The sequence below is a fragment of the Hoeflea phototrophica DFL-43 genome (assembly GCF_000154705.2).
GTDB lineage: Bacteria > Pseudomonadota > Alphaproteobacteria > Rhizobiales > Rhizobiaceae > Hoeflea > Hoeflea phototrophica.
In genome coordinates this window covers 551,028-576,412 of record NZ_CM002917.1, presented here as the reverse complement: position 1 = coordinate 576,412, position 25,385 = coordinate 551,028, and the positions used below count along the sequence as shown (strand labels likewise).

The following is a 25,385-nucleotide window of genomic DNA, read 5'->3' as shown; positions in this document are numbered from 1 at the left end:
CCAAATAAGAAGTTTTCTTCCCTAATATGGTTAAGGGCCGGAAGGTTGTGGATGCGGTTTCTTTCAAATTGGCGCGGGAAGGGGTGGTTTAAATTTAATGCCTAATGTTTCCCCAAAAGGCAGGAAAATGGGCTTCACCGGGTCCGTAAAGGCCGACTAATAATATGCGGCTGGTCCCCTTGGAAGCAATTATTCCTATCCAGGGGGTGGAAAGGCCATCCGTTTTGGCAACAACCGGCCGCGAGGAGAGAACAAATTCTGAATAATGCCCCAAGGGGGGGAAGAGCGGAATCCCGTTGCAATTAGGCGCAGAGTGATGGAGTCCGATGTGTGATTGCGGGGATTTATCTTGGGCTTCGGCTTCGCCCCAATTTTTCGAGCTAAGCCCTGGGACAAATGAACACAAAGTGTGCAAGGAAAGTCACCTCCGCAAACCGGGCTTTGCGGGAGAGCCCGCGGTTGGGCGGGAGCATCTTGCCCGGGTGGCGGGGCCAGCCCGGGGGCGAGAATCATGTGTCAATGATTATCCGTATGGAGGACACAGGGTGCTCGAGGAGCATCCTTCCGGACTAGAAATGTCGAGCATCGCGCCAGAGCGTATCTCCCCGAACTTCCGCGTTCTTGATCGATCTAGCTCCCAGTCCTTTGCCGCGATGGCCCTCCGGGCATAGGTCAAGACGTATCCAGGAAGTCCGCTCCGCAGAGGGACTGTCCTAGGAATTGTGTTCATGGCCCTGGCAGGCATGTGATGAGGAAGCGGAAGTCTGCGGTCACAGCGGATACCTCCATTGGCTGAGAGCCCGGCAACCACGTCCACCGAGTGAAGTGAGACCATGAGGTGCTATGGGCTGTGCCTTCTCGCCGAGATCGTCGAGTTGCGGCAGGATGTCCGTGGCGATCGATATTGGGTGCATCACGGGGTGAAGGATGCGGGACTGGACGCAACCTTCCTGGACCATAGTCTAAAAGTTCAGTTGGATTGGGCGGCCAAGCTGCTAATCACCCGCCCCCTTAGCGTCTAATGGATCAGTTCATCGGACCCATTGGGGTACGGTTCTTGACCATTTCCTGGGTCTTGGCCAGCTCCGGGTCGGAGACCAGGCCGTAAGCTGCCAGCGGACCATCGGGACCGGCAATTTCGTCAGACACGAAGAACTCAACATATTCCTGAAGGCCAGGGATCACATCGAGGTGAGCGTTCTTGACGTAGAAGTAGAGCGGACGCGAAACCGGATACTCACCCGAAGCGATCGACTCTACGGAAGGAACAACGCCGCCCATGGTGCCGACCTGCAGCTTGTCGGTGTTGTTCTGGTAGAAGGACAGACCGAAAACGCCGATGCCGTTCTTGTTGGCGTCAACGCGGGCGAGCGTCTCGGTGTAGTCGCCGTCGATATCGATCGAGACGCCATCGGTGCGCAGCTGCATGCAGGCATCGTCAACGTCTTCAGCGCCAGCAGCCTTGTGGGCTTCAGCGGCACCGTTTTCTTCGCAACCGGCGATGATGACCTTCTCGTCGAAAACTTCGCGGGTGCCGTGCTTCGTGCCCGGGACAAACGCCAGGATTTCCTGGGCCGGCAGGTCAGCGCGGATTTCATTCCAGGTCTTGTAAGGGTTGTCGACCAACTGGCCGTCCTTCATGACCTTGGCAGCGAGCGCATTGTGCCAGTCCGCAGGCGTGAAGGCGTACTCAGGGCCATTGATGTCGGAGGCAAACACGATACCGTCATAACCGATGCGAACTTCCTGGATTTCGGTCACACCGTTGGAAGCGCAAAGATCGATGTCGGACTGCTTGATGCGCGAGGACGAGTTGGCAATGTCGATTGTGTTTTCGCCAACGCCTTCGCAGAGCTTCTTGCGGCCGGCACCCGAACCGCCGGACTCAACAACCGGTGTCGGAAATTCAAAGTTTTCGCCAAAGGCTTCTGCGACGATCGATGCGTAAGGCAGAACGGTGGACGAGCCGGCGATCTGGACCTGGTCACGGGCGACTGCGGCGCCGGTGAGAGCCGTGGAAGCCAGGATAGCGGCTGCGGCGAATTTGATTGCGTTCATGGAAATCTCCCGTCATGGGTCAAGGTGTCTTTGCCCGTTGCGTTGGGCCGTGGATCAGCCATCTGCGGCTGGCCTGTTCTAGGCCTTTCGGGATTCTGTTTTATGACAGTTTAGACACTGTTTTATGACAGTTTATATATTTGTTTTTATTGATATAATTCTGGAGTTGGTGACAAATGACCCGGTTTTTCGTCATTGAATTTGACAATGAATGCCGATCCTTCCCCAAGATCCGAGCGGATCATCAGCCGGGCACGGTGCCGGGTCAGGATATGTTTTACGATCGCGAGGCCCAGACCAGTGCCTTTCTTTGCCCGGCTGGTCTCCACATCAACACGATAGAAGCGCTCGGTGAGGCGCGGAACGTGTTCTTTTGAGATGCCGGGCCCGAAGTCCCGCACGCTGACCTGTGCGCCGCCGGGTTCCGAACCAGAGACCGAAATTTCCACTCGCTTTCCGGTCTGCCCATATTTGCAGGCGTTCTCGATCAGGTTGGAAAAAACCTGAATTAATTCATCCACATCGCCCACGACCTGAACCGGTTCCTCGGGCGCGGTCAGAGCAATCTCGACACCGAGCTCGTTTGCCATCGGCCTGAGCGTATCGATCACGTGACCGACCGCGCCAACCAGTTCAACCTCGCCCTGCGGAGCGACATGGGCCCGCATCTCGAGGCGCGAGAGCGACAGAAGGTCATCAATCAGGCGGGCCATCCGCTGCGCCTGTTCAAGCATGATGCCGAAAAATCTGGTACGGGCCGCCTCGTCATCACGCGCCGGCCCCTGCATGGTTTCGATGAAGCCCATCAGAGAGGCGAGTGGGGTTCTGAGTTCATGGCTCGCATTTGCAACAAAATCAGTGCGCATCCGGTCCATGCGCCGGGCTTCGGTCAGGTCGCGGAAGGTGAGAACGAACAGCCGCCGACCGGTATCGCTGCGCGCATCGACCGGTGCGGCGCGGACTTCATGCCAACGCTCGGATGGCACCCGCTCCGCATGTTCAACGCTGTCGGGCTGACCGTTCAGGATGACCCTGGCAACCAGCTCCAAAATGGCAGGAGAGCGAATCCGGGCCGACAATTCACTTCGCTCGGGAAAGGCGCCAACCAGAACGGTTGCAGCCGAGTTCTGACGAATGACGGCCGTATCCTGGTCAAAAAGAACCGTGGGGAAATCGAGAGCATCGATAATCTGCATATCGCGCGCGCCGGTCGCGGCGGCTTTCTTCTGGACTTTGGCCCGCACTCGGGCGGCTGCATCGGTGGAGGGCCAAATTAACAGCGCGGCCACAAACACGCCATATCCCAGCACAGCCTCCCAGGCCTGCAATCCCGCAGGGATGGTGCCCAGGGCAATCACCGCAGCAATCGCCAACGGTCGCCAGGAGGCTGTTGCCCGCGATGCCAGGCTGTCTTGCGGGACATCCGCTTTGGGATCTTGCATCATCTCAGCCATTGCTCTCGCCTGCGTTTGGCCCCCTGAAACAGCGGGAACTCAGGCTTGTTTATACGCGCTGCTTGAAATCGCAATGACGATGTGGCCATTTCTAAGATAACAAAACAGACAAAAGGGAACTCCTTGATGGGTAAGCAGAAAGACAGCAGGGCCGTGGAGCTCGACGTGGACGGCAAGAAACGGCTGTTTGATATTGATGATCCAAACCTGCCGGACTGGATCGAGGACCGCGCTTTCGGGTCCGACAATTATCCCTATGACAAAAAGCTCGACCGCAAAAAATATGAAAAGGCTCTCGAAGAGCTGCAGATCGAACTGGTAAAGGTGCAAACTTGGCTGGCGGACACAGGAAACCGCGTTATGGCAGTGTTCGAAGGTCGGGACGCGGCAGGCAAGGGCGGATCGATCAACGCCACGCGGGCCTATATGAACCCGAGATCAGCGCGCGTCGTGGCTTTGCCGAAACCGACCGAGACCGAGCGCGGGCAATGGTACTATCAGCGCTATGTCGACCATTTCCCGACCTCGGGCGAGTTCGTGATGTTTGACCGCTCCTGGTATAATCGTGCCGGAGTCGAGCCGGTGATGGGCTTCTGCACACCGGACCAGCATGCGCACTTTCTTGAAGAGACGCCGCATTTCGAGCGGATGCCGGTGAAGGCCGGGATCCATCTGTTCAAGTTCTGGCTCAACATCGGGCAGGAGATGCAGCTCAAGCGCTTCCATGACCGGCGGCACTCGAAGCTCAAGCACTGGAAGCTGTCGCCGATGGACATTGCGAGCCTGAACAAGTGGGACGATTACACCGAAAAGCGCAATCTGTTGCTCATGGCGACCCACTCGGAGATCGCGCCATGGACAGTGGTGCGCGCCAATGACAAACGGCGGGCGAGGATCAATGTCATCCGCACCGTTCTCTCCGGCCTTCCCTACGCGGGCAAAAACGAGAGCGTGATTGGCGAGATCGACAAGAATGTGGTCGACCACGGTCCGGACGCCTTTTCCAGCTGATCCGTATCGCAAACCACGTTCTGCGGCTCCCCCTGCGGCGGGCCTTGACGCTCGCGCGGCACCAGGGCGGGGCTTCTTTCCCTGCCCGATTTCCCCTTGCTGCCTCGGTTGTGATGTGTTTTTCGGCGAAAAGTTACGTTTACGTCAAGGGAAGGTATTGCAACGATCTGCCCGCGCCTTTAATTCTTAACTGAAACCGGAATGTGGGAAGAGGAGCCCGGCGGCAGTTCGGTCTGCCGCACGAATCCGGGGTAACCAGGGAGAGAGACCAACATGACCAACTCCGCGACCGCAGACCGTATCTGGCTGTCATCCTACCCGCCGAACACCCCCGCCGATATTGCGCCCTTGCAATATGCTTCCATTGCGGCCTTGATCGAGGATTCGTTCAAGCGATACGCCGCACGGCCCGCCTACACATGCATGGGAAAGACCATCACCTATCAGGAGATGGAGAACCTCTCCACCAGGATCGGTGCCTGGCTGCAGTCGCTCGGCCTGGAGAAGGGCGACCGGGTGGCGATCATGATGCCAAATATTCTGCAGATGCCGGTGGCAATGGCCGCCGTTCTGCGCGCGGGCTATGCGGTGGTCAATGTAAACCCGCTTTACACCCCGCGGGAACTGGAGCATCAGCTCAAGGATTCCGGCGCGAAGGCAATCATCATCCTGGAAAACTTTGCGCTGACGCTGCAGCAGGTGATCAAGAACACCGGCGTCAAGCACGTTTGCGTGGCCTCAATGGGCGATCTGATGGGCCTGAAAGGCCATCTGGTCAATTTTGTCGTCCGAAAGGTCAAAAAGATGGTGCCGGACTGGTCGCTGCCCGGGCACACCAGCTTCAAGGCCGCACTTGCCGCTGGATCGGGAAGAACATTCAAACCCACTCAAACGCAGCCATCCGATGTGGCGTTCCTGCAATACACCGGCGGGACAACCGGGGTTTCCAAGGGGGCAACGCTTCTCAATTCCAACGTCTTGTCAAATGTGGCACAGAACGATCTCTGGCTGCCGGCGGCGTTTGTGAACAAGCAGCCACCGGAGGTTCTGGTCTATGTTTGCGCGCTGCCGCTCTATCACATCTTTGCGCTCACGGTGAACGCGCTGATGGGCATGTCGCAAGGCGCGCACAACATCCTTATTCCCAATCCGCGTGATATTCCGGGCTTTGTGAAAGAGCTGGGCAAATACGAGTTCCACGTGTTTCCCGGGCTCAACACACTGTTCAATGCCCTTTTGAACAATGAGGATTTCCAGAAGCTCAATTTCAAGCCACTGCTGTTGACGCTCGGTGGCGGCATGGCCGTGCAGCGCCCGGTAGCAGAACGCTGGAAACAGCTGACCAGCTGCGTCATCTCGGAAGGCTACGGCCTGTCGGAAACCTCGCCGGTGGCAACAGCCAACCGCTTCGATGCCGCCGATTTCTCCGGCACCATTGGTCTGCCGCTGCCGTCAACCTCTATCGACATCCGCGACGAGGACGGTGCCCCGGTTCCGCTTGGTGAGGTCGGTGAGATCTGCATCAAGGGACCGCAGGTGATGGCGGGTTACTGGAACCGGCCCGACGAAACCGCCAATGTGATGACCGAGGATGGCTATTTCCGGTCCGGCGACATGGGCCTGATGGATGAGAACGGCTATACAAAGATCGTCGACCGGAAGAAGGACATGATCCTGGTCTCGGGCTTCAATGTCTATCCCAACGAGATCGAAGAAGTGGCCGTCGAGCATCCCGGCATTGCCGAGGCCGCAGCCGTGGCGATGCCTGACGAGCATTCCGGCGAGGCCGTCAAACTGTTCGTTGTCAGGAAAGACCCGGCGCTGAGCGAGGCGGACGTGAAAGCGCATTGCGCCAAGGGCCTGACCAATTACAAGCGGCCCAAGACCGTGGTGTTCAAGGACGAGCTGCCGAAGACCAATGTCGGCAAGATCCTACGCCGCGAGTTGCGCGACTGACGCAGCCGGTACAGCCGGATACAATCCAATAGAGATGCGACACCCGCGGGAACTTGATTTTCCGCGGGTGTCGCCGCATAGCTGGGGCAAACAATGGAGACCCAGCCGTTGAACCCCGCCCTCCAGACTGCCCTTTCCGAACTGAAATCCCACCACACAGACGCTGCCGTCAAAGACTTGCGCGCAGCCTTTGCCGCCGATCCCGGGCGCGCCACGCGGTTCGCCGCAGGCCTTGATGACCTGCGGATGGATTATTCCAAATGCGCGGTCAATGACGAGACCATGCGGCTTCTCGCCGAGCTTGCCGCAAGTTCCAAGGTCGAAGCCAGGCGCGATGCCATGTTTGCCGGAGAGGCGATCAATTCCACCGAAGGCCGCTCCGTGCTGCATACGGCGCTGCGCGCCGGGAAAGACGCCGATATCCGTGTTGATGGCGAAAGTGTCGTGCCGGGCGTGCATGCGGTGCTTGATGCGATGGCGGCATTTGCCGAGGGTGTTCGCGGTGGAACCCTGTGCGGGGCCACCGGCAAACCGTTTACCGATGTGGTCAATATCGGAATTGGCGGCTCCGACCTTGGTCCGGTGATGGCGACACTGGCGCTAGCGCCCTATCATGACGGACCGCGGCTGCATTTCGTGTCCAATGTCGACGGCGCACATATTACAGACACCCTTTCGGGGCTCGACCCCGAGACCACGCTGATCATCATTGCCTCAAAGACCTTCACCACAATCGAGACCATGACCAATGCCGCTACCGCGCGCGAGTTCATCGTCTCGCAGCTTGGCGAAGCAGCTGTTGCAAAGCATTTCGCGGCCGTTTCCACTGCGCTCGACAAGGTGGCCGCTTTCGGACTCAACGAAACCCGCGTGTTCGGCTTCTGGGACTGGGTGGGCGGCCGCTACTCGCTCTGGTCAGCGATAGGCCTGCCGTTGATGATTGCGATTGGCAGCGAAGCCTTTGGCGAATTCCTGGCCGGTGCGCGAGCGATGGACACCCATTTCAAGAATGCGCCGGTGGCTGAGAACCTGCCGATACTGCTGGGGCTGCTTGGTATCTGGCACCGGCTGATCTGCAACCATCCGAGCCGGGCGATCATTCCCTACGAACAACGGCTGTCGCGGTTCCCGGCCTATCTGCAGCAGCTCGACATGGAATCAAACGGCAAGTCTGTTGGGATCGACGGCCAGCCGCTTGAGACCGCATCCGGTCCGATTGTCTGGGGCGAGCCGGGCACCAATGGACAGCATGCCTTCTTCCAGCTCTTGCATCAGGGCAGCGATGTCATCCCGGTGGAGTTCATGATTGCCGCAAACGGCCATGAAACGCAGCTCGCGCATCAGCATGAGTTGCTGATCGCCAATTGCCTGGCGCAATCGGAAGCCCTGATGCGCGGCCGGACCACGCAGGAAGCGCACGCCCAGCTGATCTCCGCTGGTGCGTCCGAGGCCGAGGCGGCGCGGCTCGCCCCGCACAAGACCTTCTCCGGAAACCGGCCTTCGATCACCATCGTCTATGACCGCTTGACGCCGTTTGCGCTGGGACGGCTGATTGCGCTTTACGAACATCGTGTGTTTGTTGAGGCGCAGGTCTTTGGCATCAACGCCTTTGACCAATGGGGTGTCGAACTTGGCAAGGAACTCGCCACCGCGCTGTTGCCGGTGGTCAAGGGGGAAAGCACTGGCGAGGGACACGACGCCTCAACCCTGAGCCTGGCAAAGACCATTCTGGCGATGCGCGAGAAGGGCTGAAGGGGTTGGACCTAGAAACCGATTTCGCTGGCCCAGGGCGGATTGGCGCCGGGCCGGGAAACGGTCACCGCTGCCGCCTTTGCGCCCAGCCGCAATGCATTTCCGATCGCTTCGGCTGAGAGCGTCTTGATCGCAGTCTTGCTGAGTACTCCGTCACGCTGGAGAGACGCCAGAATGCCTGCGTTGAAGGTGTCGCCAGCGCCCACGGTGTCAGCGACCGTGACCGCCTGACCGTCAACTTCGACCGTATGACCTTTGCTGAAAGCGATCGCGCCCTTTGGGCCACGGGTAAAGACCACAAGGCTTGGACCCTGATCCAGCCAGAACCGGGCCGCGGTCTCCATGTCGGGCAGCCCGAACCATTCCAGGTCCTCGTCCGACATCTTGATGATGTCGCTCATGGCGATCATCCGGTCGATGCGGGCCCGGTGCGCCGCCGGATCTGTGATGAAGCCGGGGCGGATGTTTGGATCAAGAGAGATGACGCGGGTTTCATGTTCACGCCGCATCAGGCTTTCGTAAGTCGATCCGCACGGATTGGGGATCAGGCTGATAGCACCGAACTGCAGTGCCTCCACCTTGTCATCAAGCACCGGCAAGTCTGCCTCTGTGATCATCCTGCCTGCTGTGTTTTCATCGAAAAAGGCATAGCTTGCCTGGCCATTGACAAGCCGCACAAAGGCCAGCGTGGTGTGCAGATCCAGCGTTGCGCAATAGCTGTGATCAACACCGCTGGCGGTCAACGTCTGGCGCAGGATATCGCCGAACATGTCGCTCGACAGGCCGGTGAAGAACCCCGTTTCCAGCCCAAGCCTCCCAAGCGCGATCGCGGTGTTGAAAACCGCTCCGCCGGCATAGGGCGCGAAAGCATCCTCGCCCTCGGTGGACGCGCGCGGCAACATGTCTATCAGGGCTTCGCCACAGCAGATGATCATCGGAGTTTCCTGTCCTTTAGTTCACAACCTAGCGGCTGGCCGGCAGTTCAGAAACACCGCCATGCTCGCCCGACCATTTCAGCGGCGCATCAAGGAAATTGGCAACCGATTGCAGTGTCTCAGGATCAAAGGCCTTCTGCCTCGTCGCCGCCGCCAGCACATCGCGCCAGGTGGCGAGATAATGCAACTCGACCCCACCATCGGCGAACCGCGCCTCGGCTTCATCGAAAATCCCGTAGTAGAACAAGGCGATGCCGTGATCGACGGTGCAACCGGCGGCGCGGATGGCGTCGATGAACTTGAACATTGACCCGCCGGCCGTGGTCAGATCCTCGATCACCAGAACCCGCGAGCCTTCGCGCAGTTCGCCCTCGATCTGGGCATTGCGGCCATGCCCCTTGGGCTGCTTGCGCACATAGATCATCGGCAGGCCAAGACGTTCTGCGAGGAAGGCTGCGAAGGGAATGCCCGCCGTCTCCCCGCCCGCCACGCAATCGAACTGCTCGAAGCCGGCTTCGGAGAGGATTGATCCAGCCGCAAAATCCATGACTGCAGCGCGCACCCGCGGGTAGGAAATCAGCTTGCGGCAATCGATATAGACCGGGCTCATCATTCCTGAAGCGAGCTTGTAGGGCTCGGCCGCGTTGAAATGCACCGCCTTGATTTCAAGCAGCATTTTCGCAACGGTCGCGGCAACAAATGCCTTGTCGGGGAAGGTGTTGGAAAACATGGGCGTCGCCTCCGGGTCAGCGTTGAACGCGGGGTTCGACGCGGGTCTCGCCGATCCGAATACCAGTTCGGACCGGCGGATTAAAGATCGCTAGGCAACTTCCCAGTGGACGGGGACCATCGGATCGAAAACGGTCACAGGTCCGTCGCCGGTCTCGATCTTGGCAGGCCAGGAGACGGGCGAAGAACGCTTGCGCAGGGTGACCGTATCCGTGTTGACCGGAAGCCCGTACCAGGCCGGGCCGCTGACGCTGGCAAAGCCTGCGAGCTTGTCGAGCGCGCTCTCCTCCTCGAAGACATGCGCGAGGCATGAGAGTGTGTTGATGGCGGTAAAGATACCCGCGCAACCGCAGCCGCATTCCTTGAGCGGATCGACGTGGGGAGCGGAATCGGTGCCCAGGAAAAAACGGGGATCGCCAGAGGTTGCCGCCTTGCGCAGCGCCAGGCGATGGCTTTCGCGCTTGGCAACCGGCAGACAATAGTAATGCGGCTTGATGCCACCGGCCAGAATGGCGTTGCGGTTGATCATCAGGTGATGGGTGGTGATGGTTGCTGCCAGGTTTTTGTCGGCACCACTCACATAGTCGACGCCGTCAGAGGTGGTGACATGCTCGAGCGTGATCTTGAGATCTGGCAGACGCTTGCGCAGAGGATCGAGGACAGTTTCGATGAACACGGCTTCGCGGTCGAAGATGTCGACGTCTGAACTGGTGACTTCGCCATGAATGCACAGCGGCATGCCGATCTCGGCCATTTTCTCTAGCACCGGCATGACTTTGGACAAATCACGCACGCCCGAGTGGGAATTTGTGGTTGCGCCTGCCGGATAGAGCTTGACCGCGGTCACCAGACCCGAGGCGTGTGCCGCGGCGACATCCGCGGGATCGGTTCCTTCCGTCAGATACAGCGTCATCAGCGGCGTGAAATCGAGGCCCTGCGGCAAAACCGCCATGATCCGGTCGCGGTAGGCTTGCGCATCCGTTGCCGTTACCACCGGCGGAACCAGATTGGGCATGATGATGGCACGCGCAAAATGCTTTGCGCTGAAGGGCAGAATGCCTTTGAGCATTGCGCCATCACGCAGATGCAGATGCCAGTCATCCGGTTTTGGAAGGGTGATTTCGTCCAATTTGGCTCTCCCGTTCTAAGCCGCACACTCTGTCCAAAGGTGGTTTGACCTTTCGGCAGACGGCATCAACTGATAATCACCCAGCCTTTAGCAGGCAAATCGCAGCAAGGGAAAGAGAGCATGGATCTTGGATTGACGGGCAAACGGGCGCTGGTGCTGGCGTCATCACGCGGACTGGGGCTGGGAATCGCCGAAGCGATCGCAGCGGAAGGATGCAATGTGATGCTCACCGGGCGCAGTGGCGACCGGCTGGCTGAAGCCGCTGAAGCGATCAATAAGCGGGGTGCGGGCAAGGCGCAGTTTGTGGTGTCCGACCTGTCGGACAAGGCGACACCGGCAATGCTGGCTGACAAGGTGAAAGCCGAGTTCGGTGGCCTGGACATTCTGGTCAACAACACCGGCGGCCCGCCGCCCGGGGCGATGGCCGATGCAGACCTGGAGGTGGTGCATCGCCAGTTTGAAATCATGGTGCTGAGCGTCATGGACCTGACCGCACGGGTCCTGCCGGGCATGAGGGCTCAGAACTGGGGCCGGGTGCTGACTGTTGCGTCTTCCGGTGTGATCCAGCCAATTCCCAACCTCGGGCTTTCCAACGCGCTTCGCTCGACACTGGTCGGTTGGTCGAAGTCCATGGCCAACGAAATCGGCGGCGATGGCGTGACCTTCAACATGCTGTTGCCGGGCCGGGTCGAAACCGCACGGCTCAAAGAGCTTGACGCCGCGAACGCCAAGCGCTCCGGCAAGAGCCTGGAAGATGTTGCGGCTGCAGCGAAATCGCAGATTCCGGCCGGCCGTTATGGTGCCGTCGAGGAATTCGGAGCAACAGCAGCGTTTCTGGTCAGCGCCAAGGCCAGCTACATCAACGGCTCGCTGATCCGTTGCGATGGCGGTGCAATCAAATCCGTCTGAAACGGCATGGGAACCGGGTCGATTGGGCCCGGTTCCGCATTTCAGGCCCCCGACTCAGATCGCCCGCTTGAGGCTCTCTTCGAGATAGGTCTTGCGCAGGCCGAGGGTAACGGGACCGGGCTTGCCACCCGAGAGTTCGACGCCATCGATGGAGATCACCGGTCCGACAAAGACAGAGGCCGAGGTGATAAAGGCTTCTGCAGCCTCGCGGGCCTCATCAATGGTGAATTCGCGTTCTTCGACCGGGGTTCCGCTGGCAGTAGAATAACTCATCAGTGCAGCACGGGTGATGCCCGGCAGGATTGCATTTGACAGCGGGCGCGTGACGATGGCGCCCGTTTTGGTGACGATGAAGGCATTGTTCGAGGTGCCCTCGGTCACCACGCCATCGCGAACCATCCAGGCATCATCGGCACCGCGCGATTTGGCTTCCATCTTGCCTAGCGAAGGATAGAGCAGCTGCACGGTCTTGATGTCGCAGCGGCCCCAGCGCAAGTCCGGGATCGAAACGATCTTCATGCCATTCCTGGCGACTGCGGTGTCGACCAGAGGCCGGGTCTGGGTAAACAGCACCAGTGTCGGCTTGAGTTTTTCGGTGTCGAACATGAAATCGCGGTCAACAGCACCGCGGGTCAGCTGCATGTAGACCACGCCCTCCTCGACCTCGTTGCGGCTGACCAGTTCGCGGTGAATGGCGAGGATTTCCTCGTCGCTGACATCGATCCGCATCCCGAGTTCATTCGCCGAACGATGCAGCCGGGCAATATGGGCCGGAAAATCAATCAGCTTGCCGCCCAGAACCGAGGCCACTTCATAAATTCCGTCGCCAAACAGAAAAGCCCGGTCAAAGACGGAGACCTTGGCCTCGGTTTCCGGCACATAGGCTCCGTTGACATAGACTGTACGCATGGCGATCCCCTGTTTGCTGTGTTTGGGTTTCATGCCAGAAATCCGACGGCATCGCCAATGGCTTTTTGACAGGGCTGCGTGCCTTTCCACGCGAGCTTGATGCGGACATACAGATGCGCGCCGCGGCCGCATACATTCATCAAGCATTGTTCCGGGCGCATCGCTTGCCTATAAGGATTGCGACTGCCTGCGCCCGTCGCAGGCAAATACAAACCGCCAAGACAGGCGCCATGACGAGGATCCCATGCTCGAAGACGGCAAACTCTATATCGGCACCAGCCGCAATCCCGATGACAGCATCAACAAGGGCGAGTATCTGGACCTAAAATACGCAAACCGGCACGGTTTGATCACCGGCGCCACCGGCACCGGCAAGACCGTTACGCTACAGATTCTTACCGAGAGCTTCTCGAATGCCGGCGTTCCGGTGTTTTGCGCGGATGTGAAAGGCGACCTTTCGGGCATTGCCGCGATCGGCGAATACAAGGATTTCCTTGAAAAACGCGCCCAGACAATCGGCCTGGAGCCCTATGATTTCCAGGAGTTTCCGGTCATCTTCTGGGATCTGTTCGGGGAAAAGGGCCATCGCGTCCGCACCACCATTTCGGAAATGGGACCACTTTTGCTGGCGCGGCTGATGGACATGTCGGAGGCGCAGGAAGGCGTGCTCAACATCGCCTTCAAGCTCGCCGACGATAACGGGCTGCCGCTGCTCGATCTCAAGGATCTAAGATCACTGCTTGGCTACATGGCCGGTGAGACCGAAAAACTCTCCGCAATGTATGGCAACATCACCAAGCAATCGCTGGCGACAATCCAGCGCGGGCTGCTGGTGCTGGAGCAGCAGGGTGCCGAACATTTCTTCGGCGAGCCGGCACTGAAAATCTCGGACATTATGCGCACCACCAATGACGGGCGCGGTGCGGTCTCGGTATTGGCCGCAGACAAGCTGATGATGAACCCGAGGCTCTACGCAACCTTCCTGTTGTGGCTGTTGTCGGAACTGTTCGAGGAGCTGCCAGAGGTGGGCGACCCCGACAAGCCGCGGCTGGTGTTCTTCTTCGACGAAGCACACTTGCTGTTTGATGAGGCGCCCAAGATTCTGATCGATCGTGTAGAGCAGGTGGTGCGGCTGATCCGTTCCAAGGGCGTCGGCGTTTTCTTCGTCACCCAGAACCCGTTGGATGTGCCCGAATCGGTGCTCTCTCAGCTTGGCAATCGCGTTCAGCATGCGCTTCGAGCCTATACGCCACGCGAGCAGAAGGCGGTGAAGGTTGCCGCGGAAACATTCCGGCCCAATCCGGCTTTCGATTGCTTTGAGACCATCACCCAGCTCGGTGTCGGTGAAGCGCTGGTTTCGACGCTCGGCAAGAAGGGCGTGCCCTCAATGGTCGAGCGTACCTTGATCCGCCCGCCCTCATCGCGGCTGGGCCCGATTACAACCCCGGAGCGGACCAAGGTGGTCGCCGTCAGCCCGGTTGCAGGTCAGTATGACGAAGACCTTGACCGCGACAGCGCCTTTGAAATGCTCGCCCGCCGTGCCGAGGAGGCCGCAAAAGCCGAAGAGGAGGAACGTCTCCGCGAGGAAGAAGAAGACAGAAAACAGCCAGAAAGCCGACGCTGGACCTTGCCCGGCTACGGCGATGATGATGACGACGACGATGATGATCGGCGCCGCCGCACTTCGCCCAAACGCAGGAAGTCGAGCCGATCAAGGCCTGGCTATCAGCGCCAGACAGTGACCGAGACGGTGATCAAGTCGGTGGCGCGATCGGCGGCGACATCACTGGGACGCGCTTTGGTTCGCGGTATTCTCGGTTCCATCAAGAAGGGCTTCTAAACCGCGCGCCTGACGCACATCCGCTACAGCTTCATCACCTGCACCCTGCCCGTTCCCCCGGCAGGGTGCAGGATAGGTCATCGCGAACAATGCCGTGTCGTAGGCTGCGCCAGGATCAAAGCAGGTTACGCGGCCAACACCGTCAACCCAGAAGCGATGCGGGTCAGCCGGAACCAGTCCCTCAGCGCCGGCCTGCCGGTAGAGTTCGAAGTGCAAATGCGGGATCCCGCCTCCGAGCATGCCGGTGGTGCCAAGTGTGCCGATCCGCTGGCCACGCGCAACCACGTCACCCTTCGAAACCAACCGTTTCTGCAGATGCTTGTAGACGGTTCTGGTCCGCTTGCCGCTTGCATCCGCTCCGTGGGTGATTTCCACCCTGTTGCCATAGGCCGGCTCCGAAAAGGATCCTGTGACCACACCACCGGCAACGGCGATGACCGGATCGCCGACCTTGCCGATCACATCGATCCCAAGGTGTTTCGCACCGGTGGTGGTGAACAAAAACTGCTGGGAGATCGAAGGCGCACCGGCCGGCATCACAACTGTGATCTTGTTTTCCTGCGCGGGCCGGTAAAGCGAGGCCCAACCATGATCTTGCGGAACGCATCCGAGAGCCGGCAGAAGCAATGCAAAGCCAGCCGCCATTGCAATCACGCGCTTGGTCTGCGTCATTCGCCCTCCGCCCTACGGCAATCACAAATCCAACACGAGGTGATGGCTGCTGCGCCGTTGTTTCGCTGTTAGCATGGCGGAAGCGTCATGCTCAAGCAGCCTCGCGTCCAACTGGATGCGATATGTGTTGAGCCGGCTTGGCGTCAGACGACCAGGATGGGGGTACGTGTCGGCACACGGTCGTAGAGATCGCAAACATCCTGATTGATCAGCCGCACGCATCCCGAGGATACCGCCTTGCCGATTGACTTGTATTCCGGGCTGCCATGCACGCGGTAGAGCGTATCCACTCCATCCTGAAAGATGTAGAGCGCTCTTGCGCCAAGGGGGTTGTCGAGGCCGGGCGGCATGCCTCCATTTGCCGCCGACCAGCGCTCCAGCTCCGGCTGACGCTCGATCATGGAGGCAGGCGGCGTCCACTTCGGCCATTCCTGCTTCCATTGCACAATGGCCCGGCCCGACCAGGCGAAACCGTCGCGACCAATGCCAACGCCGTAACGCAGGGCAAGGCCGTCTTCGCGAACGAGGTAGAGGAACCGGTCCGCCGTATCGACCACGAGGGTGCCGGGCACTTCACCGGTTGGGTCAGCCACCTCCTGGCGCAGGTAGACTGGATTGATCTCCTCATAGGGGATGGCCGGTAGCGGGAACTGCTCGTCAAGTTTTGCTGCATACATCGCATCATAATAGGGCGTCCGCCGCACCAGACCCGAATCGGGATTGGCTGTTGAACGAAAGAGCGGTGATGTTTCTGCGACGAATTGCTGTGTGGTTTGAGGCGGTGCGCACCCAGCCAGTGCCGCAGCGCTTCCCAACCCAAGCCCCAAAAGCCCCCGGCGCGTGTATCCCCTCTCGACGCTGAAAAGCTCCGTGTCAGGCAAACCGGCGGCAGTCATAGTGGTTTTGTCTTTGTTCGGTGCCTTCATGTGGCGGGATATCCTTGGGTCGCAGGGTCGGAAGCATCCTTGATGCGCGGGCGAATGGCGTTGTTCCTGCCCGCCTCAACATGCGAGAAAACAGTTGGGTTCCGATTGTGACCATCCCACGTCTGGCTTGTGGCTAACTTGCCACATGGAGGCGAGATGAGATGACATCGGCGTGATCGGCAGCCGAACCTGGATGCTCCTAGCCGACGCCGTTGAGGTCCGGCAGAATCAGCGATGGTGAGAGATCGAGATATTCATCCGGCATCTTGGCGCGATTGATCCAAACCGTGCGAAAACCGAATTTGGTCGCTCCCGCGATATCCCAACGGTTGGACGACTGGAACGAGACCGCATCCGGATAGAGCCGGTAGCTGGTTGTCACCAGATCATAGACCGTCGGATCGGTCTTGAAGGTCTGCAGTGAATCGACCGAAAAAACGTCATCAATCACAGCGCCAAGAGCAGCGTTTTCCACCGCCGAGGCCAGCATTTCTGTCGAGCCATTGGAAAGAATGGCAACACGGGCTCCTGCTGCCTTGAGACGCTTGAGCACTGCGGGGACTTCCGGGTAGCAGTCAAGCTTGAAATAGGCATCCAGAAGCTGTGCGCGCGCGCCTTTGTCGGCGCTGGGAACACGTTCGAACGCATGGTCGAGAGCTTCTTCCGTCAATGCCCAGAAATCGCGCCATTGTCCCATCAACGCCCGGGTCCAGGAGTATTCGAGCTGCTTGGCGCGCCAGATCTCCGACAGCAGCTGTCCGTCCGGCCCCACAGCATCGGCGTGACGGCGCACCGCCGCATGAACGTCGAACAATGTGCCGTAAGCATCGAACACGTAAGCCGCATGTGACATAAATATTTTTCCCCTATGGCCGGCACACGATGCCCTTGTTGCACTGCAACAGTCAAGCAGGCTTCCGCAACGAGCATCTTTGCCGCGGTGCCTTGGCGGCTTTGCAGTCAAACGGATTGTTGCCTGCGGCAATTGCTTGACGCAACGATCGTGCGATTGCACCGCTTAGAACTGAACAAGCGTCGCCTATGACTTGACGACCACCTTTGTGCCAGCCGATTGTCAGGTTCAGCAACAGACATCGCCTGGAGAGGACAAAATGGCCGTCAACACGCAAGCACGCACCAAGACCTGGACCTTTGTTGACGGCGAATGGCTGGAAGGGAACCCACCGCTTATCGGGCCGGTGAGCCATGCCATGTGGCTCGGGTCTACCGTGTTTGACGGCGCGCGCTGGTTTGACGGGGTTGCCCCGGACCTCGATCTGCATTGCCAGCGGGTCAACCGCTCCGCCCATGCGCTGGGCATGCGAGCAACCATGGAAGCCGAGACGATCGAATCGCTGGCGCATGAAGGCCTCAAGAAGTTCGATGGCAAGACCGCAGTCTACATCAAGCCGATGTACTGGGCCGAGCATGGCGGCTACATGTCCGTGCCTGCCGATCCGGACTCGACGCGCTTCTGCCTGTGCCTGTTCGAAAGCCCGATGATCGCCTCAACCGGATTTTCGGTCACTGTCTCGCCGTTTCGCCGCCCGACCTATGAAACCGCTCCGACGAATGCCAAGGCAGGCTGCCTCTATCCCAACAATGGCCGGGCGGTGATGGAAGCCAAGTCGCGCGGCTTTGACAATGCCCTGGTGCTCGACATGCTGGGCAACGTGGCGGAGACCGGAACCTCCAATATTTTCATGGTCAAGGATGGCGTTGTGTTCACGCCCGCGCCGAACGGCACCTTCCTCTCCGGCATCACTCGCTCGCGCGCGATCAAGTTGCTGCGCGATGCAGGAACCGAAGTGGTGGAAAAATCCCTCTCGGTTGCGGACTTCATGGATGCTGACGAGATCTTTTCAACCGGCAATCACTCCAAGGTGGTGCCGGTGATCAAGATCGAAGACCGGGAGCTTCAGGCCGGACCGGTCGCGCGCAACACCCGGGAGCTCTACATGGATTGGGCGCATGGCTGAGCATCGTGGATCAGCCAAGCGGGGAATCAGCTTATGACTGAACGCCGAACGCATGCTACCGGCTCCCCGTTCGAAAAGGCCGCGGCCTATTCCCGTGCGGTCCGGCAAGGCCCGTTTGTGCATGTGTCCGGCACCACCGGTTATGATTATGTGTCGATGGAGATGCCATCGGATGTGGCGGATCAGGCGCGCAATTGCTTCACCACGATCACAGCGTCGCTTGAAGCGCTCGACGCCAAACTGAGCGATGTTGTGCGGGTGCGCTACTACGTCACCAAGCCAGAATATTTCGAGGCCGTCGCACCGGTTCTGGCCGAATTTCTCGGTGGCATCGACCCCGCGGCAACCATGATCGTATGCGACCTGATCCGGCCCGAAATGTTGATCGAGATCGAGGTGACCGCGCAGGTCGATTGACGCGGTTACGGCAGAACATGGCTTTACATTGTTCCGTCCGTCTCGTGCTCGATATGCAGATCCGCGTCAGCAAGTGTCGCGCTTTCAACTTCCGCAAACCAATCTAGCCGATGGCTGCGATATGATTGTCCCAGTGCAGCTGGTAATTGTTGACGCCGATCCGGCCGTGTTCGCTGGAAGCGATCATTCCTGACGCGGTTGCGGCTATGCCGCTGGTGCGTGGCAATGTGGTCAGGCTTACGGTTTGTTTCGTGATCACGTCGAAGACCACATAGCCACCGCCCTTGGGGCTCGAAACACCTGCAAAGCGGCCATCTCGCGACACAGCAACTGCACCAACATAGCCCGCCAGAAGCGACCTGGCCTCGTCAGTCAATGCAACGCTTGCCATCCCTCCATCGCGACCAAGGCGCAGCACCGGCGAAACAGAGGCGAGCGCATCACCCTGATACTGCCCGCCGATCCACAGACTTCCATCGGACGCTGGCACCATATGGCGCAGTGACATGCGCTGGTAGTCCACCGGCAACACCACATTCGACAGGAGCGCTCCGGTCTCGCTGTCGAGCAGGACGATGGTTGATTTCATCTCCGGCAGGTTGAGCTTGGCGCGGCCAAAATCCGGGTGTGTGCGGATGCCACCATTGGCGATGGCCAATGTGCGGCCATCGGGCATCAGAATGACTTCGTGCGGACCGACGCCAAAGGTGTCGAACTCGCCAATGCGCCGGAAAGCATCGCGCGCATCGTAAATACCGATCTTCCCGGCACCGGCCTCAAAATCATTCTCGGCCGCATAGAGCAGCCTGCCGTTCCTGGAAAAAACGCCATGGCCGTAGAAATGCCGCTCTTCGGGCGTGTGAAACAGCGCCGGCTGCTTCTTGCCGAAAGGATCGAACGCGATGGCAAATGTTCCTGGCCGGCGGGCGAAGCCAACCGCCCAACCCGTTTGCTGAGACCAGGTGAAACCATGCGCCCTGCCCGGCATGGTTTCACGATGAATCAGCACGCCATGTTCGTTGACGATGGCAAACCCGTAGGTTCTTGTGTCATCCATGAAGGCTGTGACGAACAGATCTTCGACGCCTGCCAGGGCCTCCGCCCGTTGCGGTGACAAACCGGACAGAAAGGCAGCGCCTGCACCGGTCAGAAATGTGCGCCTGTCAAAGACAATGGCCATCAGTCGCCATCGCCGAAGGAAAAACCGGCCGCCAGACCGGCGGCGGGCGCGATCTCATTGTTGAGGCGCTGAATGATGAAACGGATGGAAAGCTGCAAATAGACAAGCCGCTTACGCGCATTTTCGTCTGCAAGCAGATCTTCCAGAGGCCCATCAAGGCCTTCTGCCGTGCGGATCGATTGATCGAACTCGAAGCGGACCTGGTCGGCCAGATCCCGATCCTGCTCAGGCAAGACCTGCTCGATGCCGCTGTCATTGAACAGGTCTTCGAGACCCTGAAGACCTGCAGAAATGGAGTCCATCGTCAGACCCGCGCGTCGGTAGACCGCGCTTCTCGGTCTGTCTGAACCAGGTTCACGCAAAAAGCCGCCAATACGGATGTCGCGAATGGCTTCGAGCCCATGGATCATGGTTCCGAGCACCAGATTGAGCGCTTCGGTGTCATCGCGAAACAACGGATTGTCGGCGCCGGGTTTCACAAAAAATGTCGCTGCCGGCGTGCCTGCTTCCCAGCCCTGCTGCAATTCGCCAACTATGGTGAAGAGATTGGACGCTACAGAATCTGCAAAGGCGCAACGGAAGGGCGCTTGATCAGTTGCCAGGGCCTCAGAGCCCTTGCCGAACACAAGAAACTCGTAAGCGCCGAGACCCTGCATCGCAACACTCTTGCCAGCAAGAAGGTCAGGCGAAACCACATCTGCCTCTTCGCGGGCCAGCGCGCGCTGAACCTGTTTCAGCCCCGTGCTCTTCCGGTCGGGATAAAACAGGATGCGCTCAAGCCGGTTGCTGGCCATCGCGGGTCCGGTGCGGAACCACTCGATCCGCGACCAAGTAAGCATAGACTTACGAAATGCAATCCGTGCCTCGGCCAAAGCCATTTCCGAGGGCTCTCTGCAGAGTGCGGCGGTGGCCTGTTCCAGCGCCTCAAACCCGGAAGCCAACGCGTCATAGGATGGTCGTATGTAGGAGTTCAGCGTGTCCGCAAGCACCGGTTCTGCGTCAGGCATAACGGCCGGGACATTCTGGGGCCTGGCCTCGGAGGACAAGACCCCCAGCAGGGCCACTGTGGCAAGGAGACAACGGATACCCATCACAGGCTTTCCAGGAAGGCGAGCAGAGCGTCGCGTTGATCGATGCCGAGAGCCGCAAACCCATCCCGTGCAGCCTGCGCTTCGCCGCCATGCCAGAGGATGGCTTCGGTCAGGTTTCGCGCTCTGCCGTCATGCAGAAAGAAGGTGTGGCCCGAAACCGTCTCAGTCAGCCCGATGCCCCATAGCGGCGCAGTCCGCCACTCCTGGCCATCTGCAACACCCACCCTTTGACCATCGGCCAACCCCTCGCCCATGTCATGCAGCAGGAAATCGGAATAGGGCCAGATCAGCTGGAACCGGTGCGCCGGGGTATCGGCTTCGCGGGAGGTTACGAATTTGGGTGTGTGGCAGGACGCGCAGCCCAGGCTGTAGAAACTCTGCTTGCCGGCAAGCACCATAGGGTCATCCACACCGCGCCGAGCCGGAACCGCGAGATTTTCCGAATAGAAGGTCACGAGCGCAAGGATCGGATCCGGTGCCTCGGTATCGCCGAGATCCGGCTGCACGCCGGTCGGCATGGTCAGGCATGCAGCTTCCGCTTCGGTGCAATCACCATGATGGCTTGGCACATCGGGGGTCGAAATTCCGATATCGCCGGCAAACGCGCCTGCTGACTGCTTGCGAACACTGGGGTTCTGGGCCTTCCAGCCAAACCGGCCGAGCGCAAGGTTTCCGGCCGCATCACGCACAAAAGACGGCTTTCCGGAAATCCCGTCACCATCAGCGTCGTCGGGATCGGCGCTCGCCAGCAGATCGGCAGGATGGATTGCCTGAATCAACCCCATACCAATCATCTGAGGCGCAATGCGCGGCGACAGCGTTGTGTCGGGATGCAGCGGGCCATAGGCAAGATCGATGACGGAGTAGGTTGGCTTGCGCAGCTTGACAATTGTGCCATCGCCAAGGGGCACCGGGACTTCCTGATAGCGGATCTGCATATGGCCCTCGGCTTTCAATCCGGGCACTGCCAGATCCTGCAACTGTCCGCCATAGGTCGGGTCCGGGTGATTGGACAGCAGGAAATTCTCGAGAGCTGCGAGGTCTGCATCACTTGATGCGGTGCGTGACACGCGCAGGAACATCGATATTGCATCGGTGTCGCCTTCGGGGGGATGGCCACGGCCATCCTTGAGGTGACAACTCTGGCAAGCCCTTGCGTTGAAAAGCGGCCCCAATCCGTCCGACGCCTTGGTCGAAGCCGGAGACGACACCCACAGCTTGCGAAACAGCGCGTTGCCGAGCTTGAAGTCCTCTTCTTCCTCAAAACTCAGGTTCTGATTGAAATGGGAGAACGCATCACGGCTGATAATCTTGGTCGAAGTGCCAGCGCCGCCCTGCATCAACTCGAAATTTTCGGGCTTAGCGAAATCCTCTGCCGGCCGGGTCACGGCCTGCACGCGCTTGCGGTCCTTGCCGGACAGGTCCTCCCGAGTGGCCCATCTATCAAGAAAAGCGGCGATTTCCGCCTTGATGTTGCCTGAGGCACCGCTTGTGTCGGGTGCCTCTCCCGCGAGTGCGTAGCTGCAGGCGAAGGCTGCGATCAGGATGCCGATCACCACCGGCACGCGACGCACCGGGACGTACCATTCCGGGCCGTTGCCTGGTTGGCTGAGGTAGGTACGGATCCAGCGAAATCGCCATTTGGTTTCAGAAGCCAGACCCGTCATTCTCAATTTTCCTTATTCTGCCTCATCCGCTGGAGCGGCATTGAGCAGGCCGTAACGTTCCTCGCCGAGCTTCGCGAGCAGGTCGAGCTGGGTTTCGAGAAAGTCGATATGACCTTCCTCGTCCTTCACCAGCTCTTCGAAGATGCCCATCGTTGTGTAGTCACCGGCTTCACGACAAATCTCGCGTGATTTGGTGTAGCTGTCCCAGGCATCACGTTCACCGGCAAGATCACACTCAAGCACTTCCTTGACGGTCTGCCCAATGCGAAGCGGCGCAACATTTTGCGCATTCGGGTGGCCTTCAAGAAAAATGATGCGTTCCATGATCTTGTCGGCATGGTGCATCTCTTCAATAGATTCGGCGCGTTCCTTGCGTGCCAGTTTGGTGAAGCCCCAATCATCAAGCAGACGATAGTGCACCCAGTACTGGTTGATCGCTCCAAGCTCGAGAAACAGCGCCTCGTTGAGCCGCTCGATAACTTCCTTCTTGCCCTTCATGTGTCACACCCTTTTCACGTTCCAATCAACACAGGATCAAACGTGACGCTCAGGCAGCCCGCATGTTGGACTTCGCAAGCCGCATTTCATTACGCCGCGTTTCCTGCTCACTTAGCACGTCACGGGTACGGGCGACAAACTGAAGAATTTCTGCTTCCGGTGTGGCATTTTCGCGATGCCAGATTTCCACGCATTTGACGATCACGGCAATGGCGTTGGGAAAACAACCGCAGCATTTGCCGCGTTTTTCCATTGCGTGATAGACCATGCCGACAGTGATCAGCTGCCAGGCATCCTTTGCAAGGAGTTCATCCACGACACTCCTGATGTCGTTCTCGGTAATGATGTTGCACTGACAGACGATCATAGTCCAATGCCCTATCTTACTGAAAAACCGAGCCTGGGTTGTCGAGCGAGTCCGATCCTTCGAGCTCAATCGACCCCAAGTCGAGTGCGGCAATGACCCGTTCGATAGAGCGGGTCTGCTTGACCAGATCATCAATGGCGGCCTGCACTGTGGCATTGCCCTCGGCATTGCCGTTGGCAATCATCTGGTCATAGGCTTCTGTTGTTTCGGCCCGGCTTGCCATGGCTTCCATGGCTTCGACCGTGGCATCCAGATCGGCCTTCAATTCAGCATCGACGTCAGGGGCGCTCGACGCTACCAGCTCGGAAAGCGATGGGCCCGTGAGTTGCGTGCCGTCGACGCGATCATAGGTCCCCAGATACGCATTGCGAATGCCAACTGCGTCATAGAGGTGGGAATTGTGGGTGTTGTCGGAGAAGCAATCATGCTCTTCCTCGGGATCGCCCAGAAGAAGTCCCAGCTTCATGCGCTCACCGGCGAGTTCACCATAGGAGAGTGAACCCATGCCGGTCAGGATGGTGACAAGCCCGCCCGAGACACCCTTGTCCATAAGATCCTTTCGTGCGGCTCCACCCTCTTGCCAGTTGGCGGCCATCTCCTCGAGATCGGCAATCAGAAGGTCCGATGCTGCAGAGAGATACTGCCGGCGGCGATCGCAATGATCATTGCTGCAGTTTTCGAGGCTGAAATCGGTGTAGGGGCGATTGCCGGCACCGGCATCGTTGCCATTGAGATCCTGCCCCCAGAGCAGAAATTCGATGGCGTGATAGCCCGAGGCCACGTTGGCCTCGATGCCACCGGCTTCCTGCAGCGTTTCGGAAATCAACTCAGGTGTGATTTTGGAAGCATCGATGGTTTCGCCATTGATTGTGATCGAAGGGTTGGCGATGACATTGGCTGTGTAGAGAGTGTTCTCGTCGCTCTCGTCGCCGTAGGCGCCAGCATCGACATAGTCGATCAGACCTTCATCAAGCGGCCATGCGTTCACACGGCCTTCCCAGTCATCAACAATGGCGTTGCCGAACCGGTAGACCTCGGTCTGCTGATAGGGGACGCGGGCGGCCAGCCAAGCTTCCTTGACGGCCTGAAGACCGGCTTCGCTGGGGGACGCAAGAAAGGCCTCAATGGCAGCGTCAAGGGCGTTCGCAGTTGCCAGCGAGTCCTCGTATTTGGCCTGCGCGATATCGGCATAGTGTTTGATAACAGCCTCCGGAGCAACATCGGCGAAAGCCGTTCCAGCAAAGCCGACCATGAGTGTCGATGCGGCAAGCAGTGACTTGGTGTAGGTCTTGATCGTCATTTGCAAACTCCAGAAGTCTTAATGCAATGTCGGATTTGGTGCGGCCTGGCCGCCCTTGATGATCCAGTGAACCGTGTCTACCGGGATGGGCAGCAACTGTTGCCCCGCAAATTTCAGCGCCATGGCGAATTCTCCGGCGGACGCAACAACTTCCGACGCGCGCGCATTGGAGGACAGGTTTCCCGCACTCAGATACGCAGCTTCGTCTTCACCATTCTGCAGTCCCGAGATGAGGCCGAGGATCAGACATTCATCACGGCACAGGTGCTGGCTCCCCTGGCAGAAGCACCGCAGCGGACAGCCCGCGCATGTGCCCAACTGCCTGATCATGCTCTCCAGCCCCGCCATCGCGACAAGCGCGGTTGGTTTTCCCAGGTGCCGGACAAACTGAGACTGGATCGTTTCGAGACTTGCAGCGTTCCTTTCGGTCACGAAATGCAACCATCCACGATAGCCGCCAACGACAAGGCTTTCCGGCGTGCGTGCCAAATAGCGCGATGCCGGGCATTGCCCATCGGGTTGCGGCCTCATCTGGTTCACCGGGTCACCTCTTGTTCTTAAGTTCAGTCCACGACTAAACAATTTGTAAAGTTCAGTCAAACACTA

Annotated in this window: 23 protein-coding genes; 7 read left to right on the top strand and 16 right to left on the bottom strand. The window is 59.0% G+C overall.

Going from position 1 to position 25,385, the window contains the following annotated elements; translation table 11 throughout:
- Positions 1-1,026 precede the first annotated feature (1,026 nt).
- Together HPDFL43_RS02730 and HPDFL43_RS02725 are read right to left on the bottom strand one after the other, a co-directional pair.
- A complete protein-coding gene (locus HPDFL43_RS02730) occupies positions 1,027-2,058 on the bottom strand; it encodes a substrate-binding domain-containing protein (protein WP_007200033.1) in 1,032 nt (343 codons plus the stop codon).
- 146 nt (positions 2,059-2,204) lie between these two features.
- The gene (locus tag HPDFL43_RS02725; RefSeq protein ID WP_007200032.1) at positions 2,205-3,512 is read right to left on the bottom strand and encodes an ATP-binding protein; all 1,308 of its coding nucleotides are present in this window, start codon (positions 3,510-3,512) and stop codon (positions 2,205-2,207) included.
- 126 nt (positions 3,513-3,638) lie between these two features.
- On the opposite strand from HPDFL43_RS02725, the gene ppk2 reads away from it, so the two are divergent.
- The 3 genes from ppk2 (at position 3,639) to pgi (ending at position 8,231) form a co-directional block, all read left to right on the top strand.
- Entirely contained in the window at positions 3,639-4,523 is an 885-nt protein-coding gene (ppk2, locus tag HPDFL43_RS02720) for a polyphosphate kinase 2 (protein ID WP_007200031.1), read from the top strand.
- Between the two features lie 273 nt (positions 4,524-4,796).
- A complete protein-coding gene (locus HPDFL43_RS02715; RefSeq protein ID WP_007200030.1) occupies positions 4,797-6,479 on the top strand; it encodes a long-chain fatty acid--CoA ligase in 1,683 nt (560 codons plus the stop codon).
- 93 nt (positions 6,480-6,572) lie between these two features.
- Entirely contained in the window at positions 6,573-8,231 is a 1,659-nt protein-coding gene (gene pgi, locus HPDFL43_RS02710; protein WP_007200029.1) for a glucose-6-phosphate isomerase, read from the top strand.
- An 11-nt stretch (positions 8,232-8,242) separates the two neighbouring features.
- Here pgi and HPDFL43_RS02705 read toward each other — a convergent pair whose 3' ends face one another.
- From HPDFL43_RS02705 to pyrC, 3 genes are all read right to left on the bottom strand, one after another.
- The gene (locus HPDFL43_RS02705; protein WP_007200028.1) at positions 8,243-9,166 is read right to left on the bottom strand and encodes a carbohydrate kinase family protein; all 924 of its coding nucleotides are present in this window, start codon (positions 9,164-9,166) and stop codon (positions 8,243-8,245) included.
- 28 nt (positions 9,167-9,194) lie between these two features.
- Positions 9,195-9,896, bottom strand: coding sequence for an orotate phosphoribosyltransferase (locus HPDFL43_RS02700; protein ID WP_007200027.1), 702 nt, complete (start codon positions 9,894-9,896; stop codon positions 9,195-9,197).
- A 90-nt stretch (positions 9,897-9,986) separates the two neighbouring features.
- The gene (gene pyrC, locus HPDFL43_RS02695) at positions 9,987-11,024 is read right to left on the bottom strand and encodes a dihydroorotase (RefSeq protein ID WP_007200026.1); all 1,038 of its coding nucleotides are present in this window, start codon (positions 11,022-11,024) and stop codon (positions 9,987-9,989) included.
- 120 nt (positions 11,025-11,144) lie between these two features.
- Here pyrC and HPDFL43_RS02690 point away from each other — a divergent pair, with 120 nt between their 5' ends.
- Positions 11,145-11,933: an SDR family oxidoreductase gene (locus tag HPDFL43_RS02690; protein ID WP_007200025.1), complete on the top strand. Its 789-nt coding sequence runs from the start codon at positions 11,145-11,147 to the stop codon at positions 11,931-11,933.
- Between the two features lie 54 nt (positions 11,934-11,987).
- On the opposite strand, the gene HPDFL43_RS02685 is transcribed toward HPDFL43_RS02690, so the two are convergent.
- Complete coding sequence (locus HPDFL43_RS02685) at positions 11,988-12,875, bottom strand: D-amino-acid transaminase (RefSeq protein WP_007200024.1); 888 nt, start codon at positions 12,873-12,875, stop codon at positions 11,988-11,990.
- 211 nt (positions 12,876-13,086) lie between these two features.
- Between HPDFL43_RS02685 and HPDFL43_RS02680 the strand changes: the two genes are divergently transcribed.
- On the top strand, positions 13,087-14,682 hold the full coding sequence (locus tag HPDFL43_RS02680; protein ID WP_007200022.1) for a helicase HerA-like C-terminal domain-containing protein: 1,596 nt from the start codon (positions 13,087-13,089) through the stop codon (positions 14,680-14,682).
- Here HPDFL43_RS02680 and HPDFL43_RS21205 read toward each other — a convergent pair.
- The 3 genes from HPDFL43_RS21205 to HPDFL43_RS02665 all read right to left on the bottom strand — a co-directional run bounded on the left by HPDFL43_RS21205 (position 14,626) and on the right by HPDFL43_RS02665 (position 17,133).
- Complete coding sequence (locus tag HPDFL43_RS21205) at positions 14,626-15,354, bottom strand: M23 family metallopeptidase (RefSeq protein WP_052093145.1); 729 nt, start codon at positions 15,352-15,354, stop codon at positions 14,626-14,628. The two genes, HPDFL43_RS02680 and HPDFL43_RS21205, sit on opposite strands and share 57 nt — an antisense overlap.
- Before the next feature lie 143 nt (positions 15,355-15,497).
- A complete protein-coding gene (locus HPDFL43_RS02670) occupies positions 15,498-16,250 on the bottom strand; it encodes a L,D-transpeptidase (RefSeq protein WP_052093254.1) in 753 nt (250 codons plus the stop codon).
- 229 nt (positions 16,251-16,479) lie between these two features.
- Positions 16,480-17,133 (bottom strand): haloacid dehalogenase type II, encoded by a 654-nt coding sequence (locus HPDFL43_RS02665; RefSeq protein WP_007200018.1) that lies wholly within the window; start codon positions 17,131-17,133, stop codon positions 16,480-16,482.
- 259 nt (positions 17,134-17,392) lie between these two features.
- Here HPDFL43_RS02665 and HPDFL43_RS02660 point away from each other — a divergent pair, with 259 nt between their 5' ends.
- The gene (locus HPDFL43_RS02660) at positions 17,393-18,259 is read left to right on the top strand and encodes a branched-chain amino acid aminotransferase (RefSeq protein WP_040448965.1); all 867 of its coding nucleotides are present in this window, start codon (positions 17,393-17,395) and stop codon (positions 18,257-18,259) included.
- Between the two features lie 33 nt (positions 18,260-18,292).
- On the top strand, positions 18,293-18,676 hold the full coding sequence (locus tag HPDFL43_RS02655; protein ID WP_007200016.1) for a RidA family protein: 384 nt from the start codon (positions 18,293-18,295) through the stop codon (positions 18,674-18,676).
- Positions 18,677-18,779: 103 nt separating this feature from the next.
- On the opposite strand, the gene HPDFL43_RS02650 is transcribed toward HPDFL43_RS02655, so the two are convergent.
- The 7 genes from HPDFL43_RS02650 to HPDFL43_RS02620 form a co-directional block, all read right to left on the bottom strand.
- Entirely contained in the window at positions 18,780-19,856 is a 1,077-nt protein-coding gene (locus tag HPDFL43_RS02650; protein WP_007200015.1) for a DUF1513 domain-containing protein, read from the bottom strand.
- Complete coding sequence (locus HPDFL43_RS02645) at positions 19,856-20,947, bottom strand: imelysin family protein (protein ID WP_052093144.1); 1,092 nt, start codon at positions 20,945-20,947, stop codon at positions 19,856-19,858. Before HPDFL43_RS02645 ends, HPDFL43_RS02650 begins: the two co-directional genes overlap by 1 nt.
- Positions 20,947-22,614, bottom strand: coding sequence for a di-heme oxidoreductase family protein (locus HPDFL43_RS02640; RefSeq protein ID WP_007200013.1), 1,668 nt, complete (start codon positions 22,612-22,614; stop codon positions 20,947-20,949). The genes HPDFL43_RS02645 and HPDFL43_RS02640 overlap by 1 nt, the downstream gene beginning before the upstream one ends.
- Positions 22,615-22,626: 12 nt before the next feature.
- Positions 22,627-23,112, bottom strand: coding sequence for a bacterioferritin (bfr, locus tag HPDFL43_RS02635; protein ID WP_007200012.1), 486 nt, complete (start codon positions 23,110-23,112; stop codon positions 22,627-22,629).
- Between the two features lie 49 nt (positions 23,113-23,161).
- On the bottom strand, positions 23,162-23,428 hold the full coding sequence (locus tag HPDFL43_RS02630; protein ID WP_169743217.1) for a (2Fe-2S)-binding protein: 267 nt from the start codon (positions 23,426-23,428) through the stop codon (positions 23,162-23,164).
- Positions 23,429-23,495: 67 nt separating this feature from the next.
- Complete coding sequence (locus HPDFL43_RS02625) at positions 23,496-24,779, bottom strand: imelysin family protein (RefSeq protein ID WP_007200010.1); 1,284 nt, start codon at positions 24,777-24,779, stop codon at positions 23,496-23,498.
- 18 nt (positions 24,780-24,797) lie between these two features.
- Positions 24,798-25,310 carry a hypothetical protein gene (locus HPDFL43_RS02620; RefSeq protein WP_007200009.1) on the bottom strand — a complete coding sequence of 171 codons (513 nt, stop codon included), beginning with the start codon at positions 25,308-25,310 and terminating at the stop codon, positions 24,798-24,800.
- Positions 25,311-25,385 lie beyond the last annotated feature (75 nt).

Excerpts from the sequence above, each read along its gene's own strand:
- HPDFL43_RS02730 (WP_007200033.1), bottom strand. The coding sequence starts at position 2,058 with ATGAACGCAATCAAATTCGCCGCAGCCGCTATCCTGGCTTCCACGGCT.
- HPDFL43_RS02725 (WP_007200032.1), bottom strand. The coding sequence starts at position 3,512 with ATGGCTGAGATGATGCAAGATCCCAAAGCGGATGTCCCGCAAGACAGC.
- ppk2 (WP_007200031.1), top strand. The coding sequence starts at position 3,639 with ATGGGTAAGCAGAAAGACAGCAGGGCCGTGGAGCTCGACGTGGACGGC.
- HPDFL43_RS02715 (WP_007200030.1), top strand. The coding sequence starts at position 4,797 with ATGACCAACTCCGCGACCGCAGACCGTATCTGGCTGTCATCCTACCCG.
- pgi (WP_007200029.1), top strand. The coding sequence starts at position 6,573 with ATGGAGACCCAGCCGTTGAACCCCGCCCTCCAGACTGCCCTTTCCGAA.
- HPDFL43_RS02705 (WP_007200028.1), bottom strand. The coding sequence starts at position 9,166 with ATGATCATCTGCTGTGGCGAAGCCCTGATAGACATGTTGCCGCGCGCG.
- HPDFL43_RS02700 (WP_007200027.1), bottom strand. The coding sequence starts at position 9,896 with ATGTTTTCCAACACCTTCCCCGACAAGGCATTTGTTGCCGCGACCGTT.
- HPDFL43_RS02690 (WP_007200025.1), top strand. The coding sequence starts at position 11,145 with ATGGATCTTGGATTGACGGGCAAACGGGCGCTGGTGCTGGCGTCATCA.
- HPDFL43_RS02685 (WP_007200024.1), bottom strand. The coding sequence starts at position 12,875 with ATGAAACCCAAACACAGCAAACAGGGGATCGCCATGCGTACAGTCTAT.
- HPDFL43_RS02680 (WP_007200022.1), top strand. The coding sequence starts at position 13,087 with ATGCTCGAAGACGGCAAACTCTATATCGGCACCAGCCGCAATCCCGAT.
- HPDFL43_RS21205 (WP_052093145.1), bottom strand. The coding sequence starts at position 15,354 with ATGACGCAGACCAAGCGCGTGATTGCAATGGCGGCTGGCTTTGCATTG.
- HPDFL43_RS02670 (WP_052093254.1), bottom strand. The coding sequence starts at position 16,250 with ATGACTGCCGCCGGTTTGCCTGACACGGAGCTTTTCAGCGTCGAGAGG.
- HPDFL43_RS02665 (WP_007200018.1), bottom strand. The coding sequence starts at position 17,133 with ATGTCACATGCGGCTTACGTGTTCGATGCTTACGGCACATTGTTCGAC.
- HPDFL43_RS02660 (WP_040448965.1), top strand. The coding sequence starts at position 17,393 with ATGGCCGTCAACACGCAAGCACGCACCAAGACCTGGACCTTTGTTGAC.
- HPDFL43_RS02655 (WP_007200016.1), top strand. The coding sequence starts at position 18,293 with ATGACTGAACGCCGAACGCATGCTACCGGCTCCCCGTTCGAAAAGGCC.
- HPDFL43_RS02650 (WP_007200015.1), bottom strand. The coding sequence starts at position 19,856 with ATGGCCATTGTCTTTGACAGGCGCACATTTCTGACCGGTGCAGGCGCT.
- HPDFL43_RS02645 (WP_052093144.1), bottom strand. The coding sequence starts at position 20,947 with ATGGGTATCCGTTGTCTCCTTGCCACAGTGGCCCTGCTGGGGGTCTTG.
- HPDFL43_RS02640 (WP_007200013.1), bottom strand. The coding sequence starts at position 22,614 with ATGACGGGTCTGGCTTCTGAAACCAAATGGCGATTTCGCTGGATCCGT.
- bfr (WP_007200012.1), bottom strand. The coding sequence starts at position 23,112 with ATGAAGGGCAAGAAGGAAGTTATCGAGCGGCTCAACGAGGCGCTGTTT.
- HPDFL43_RS02625 (WP_007200010.1), bottom strand. The coding sequence starts at position 24,779 with ATGACGATCAAGACCTACACCAAGTCACTGCTTGCCGCATCGACACTC.
- HPDFL43_RS02620 (WP_007200009.1), bottom strand. The coding sequence starts at position 25,310 with ATGAGGCCGCAACCCGATGGGCAATGCCCGGCATCGCGCTATTTGGCA.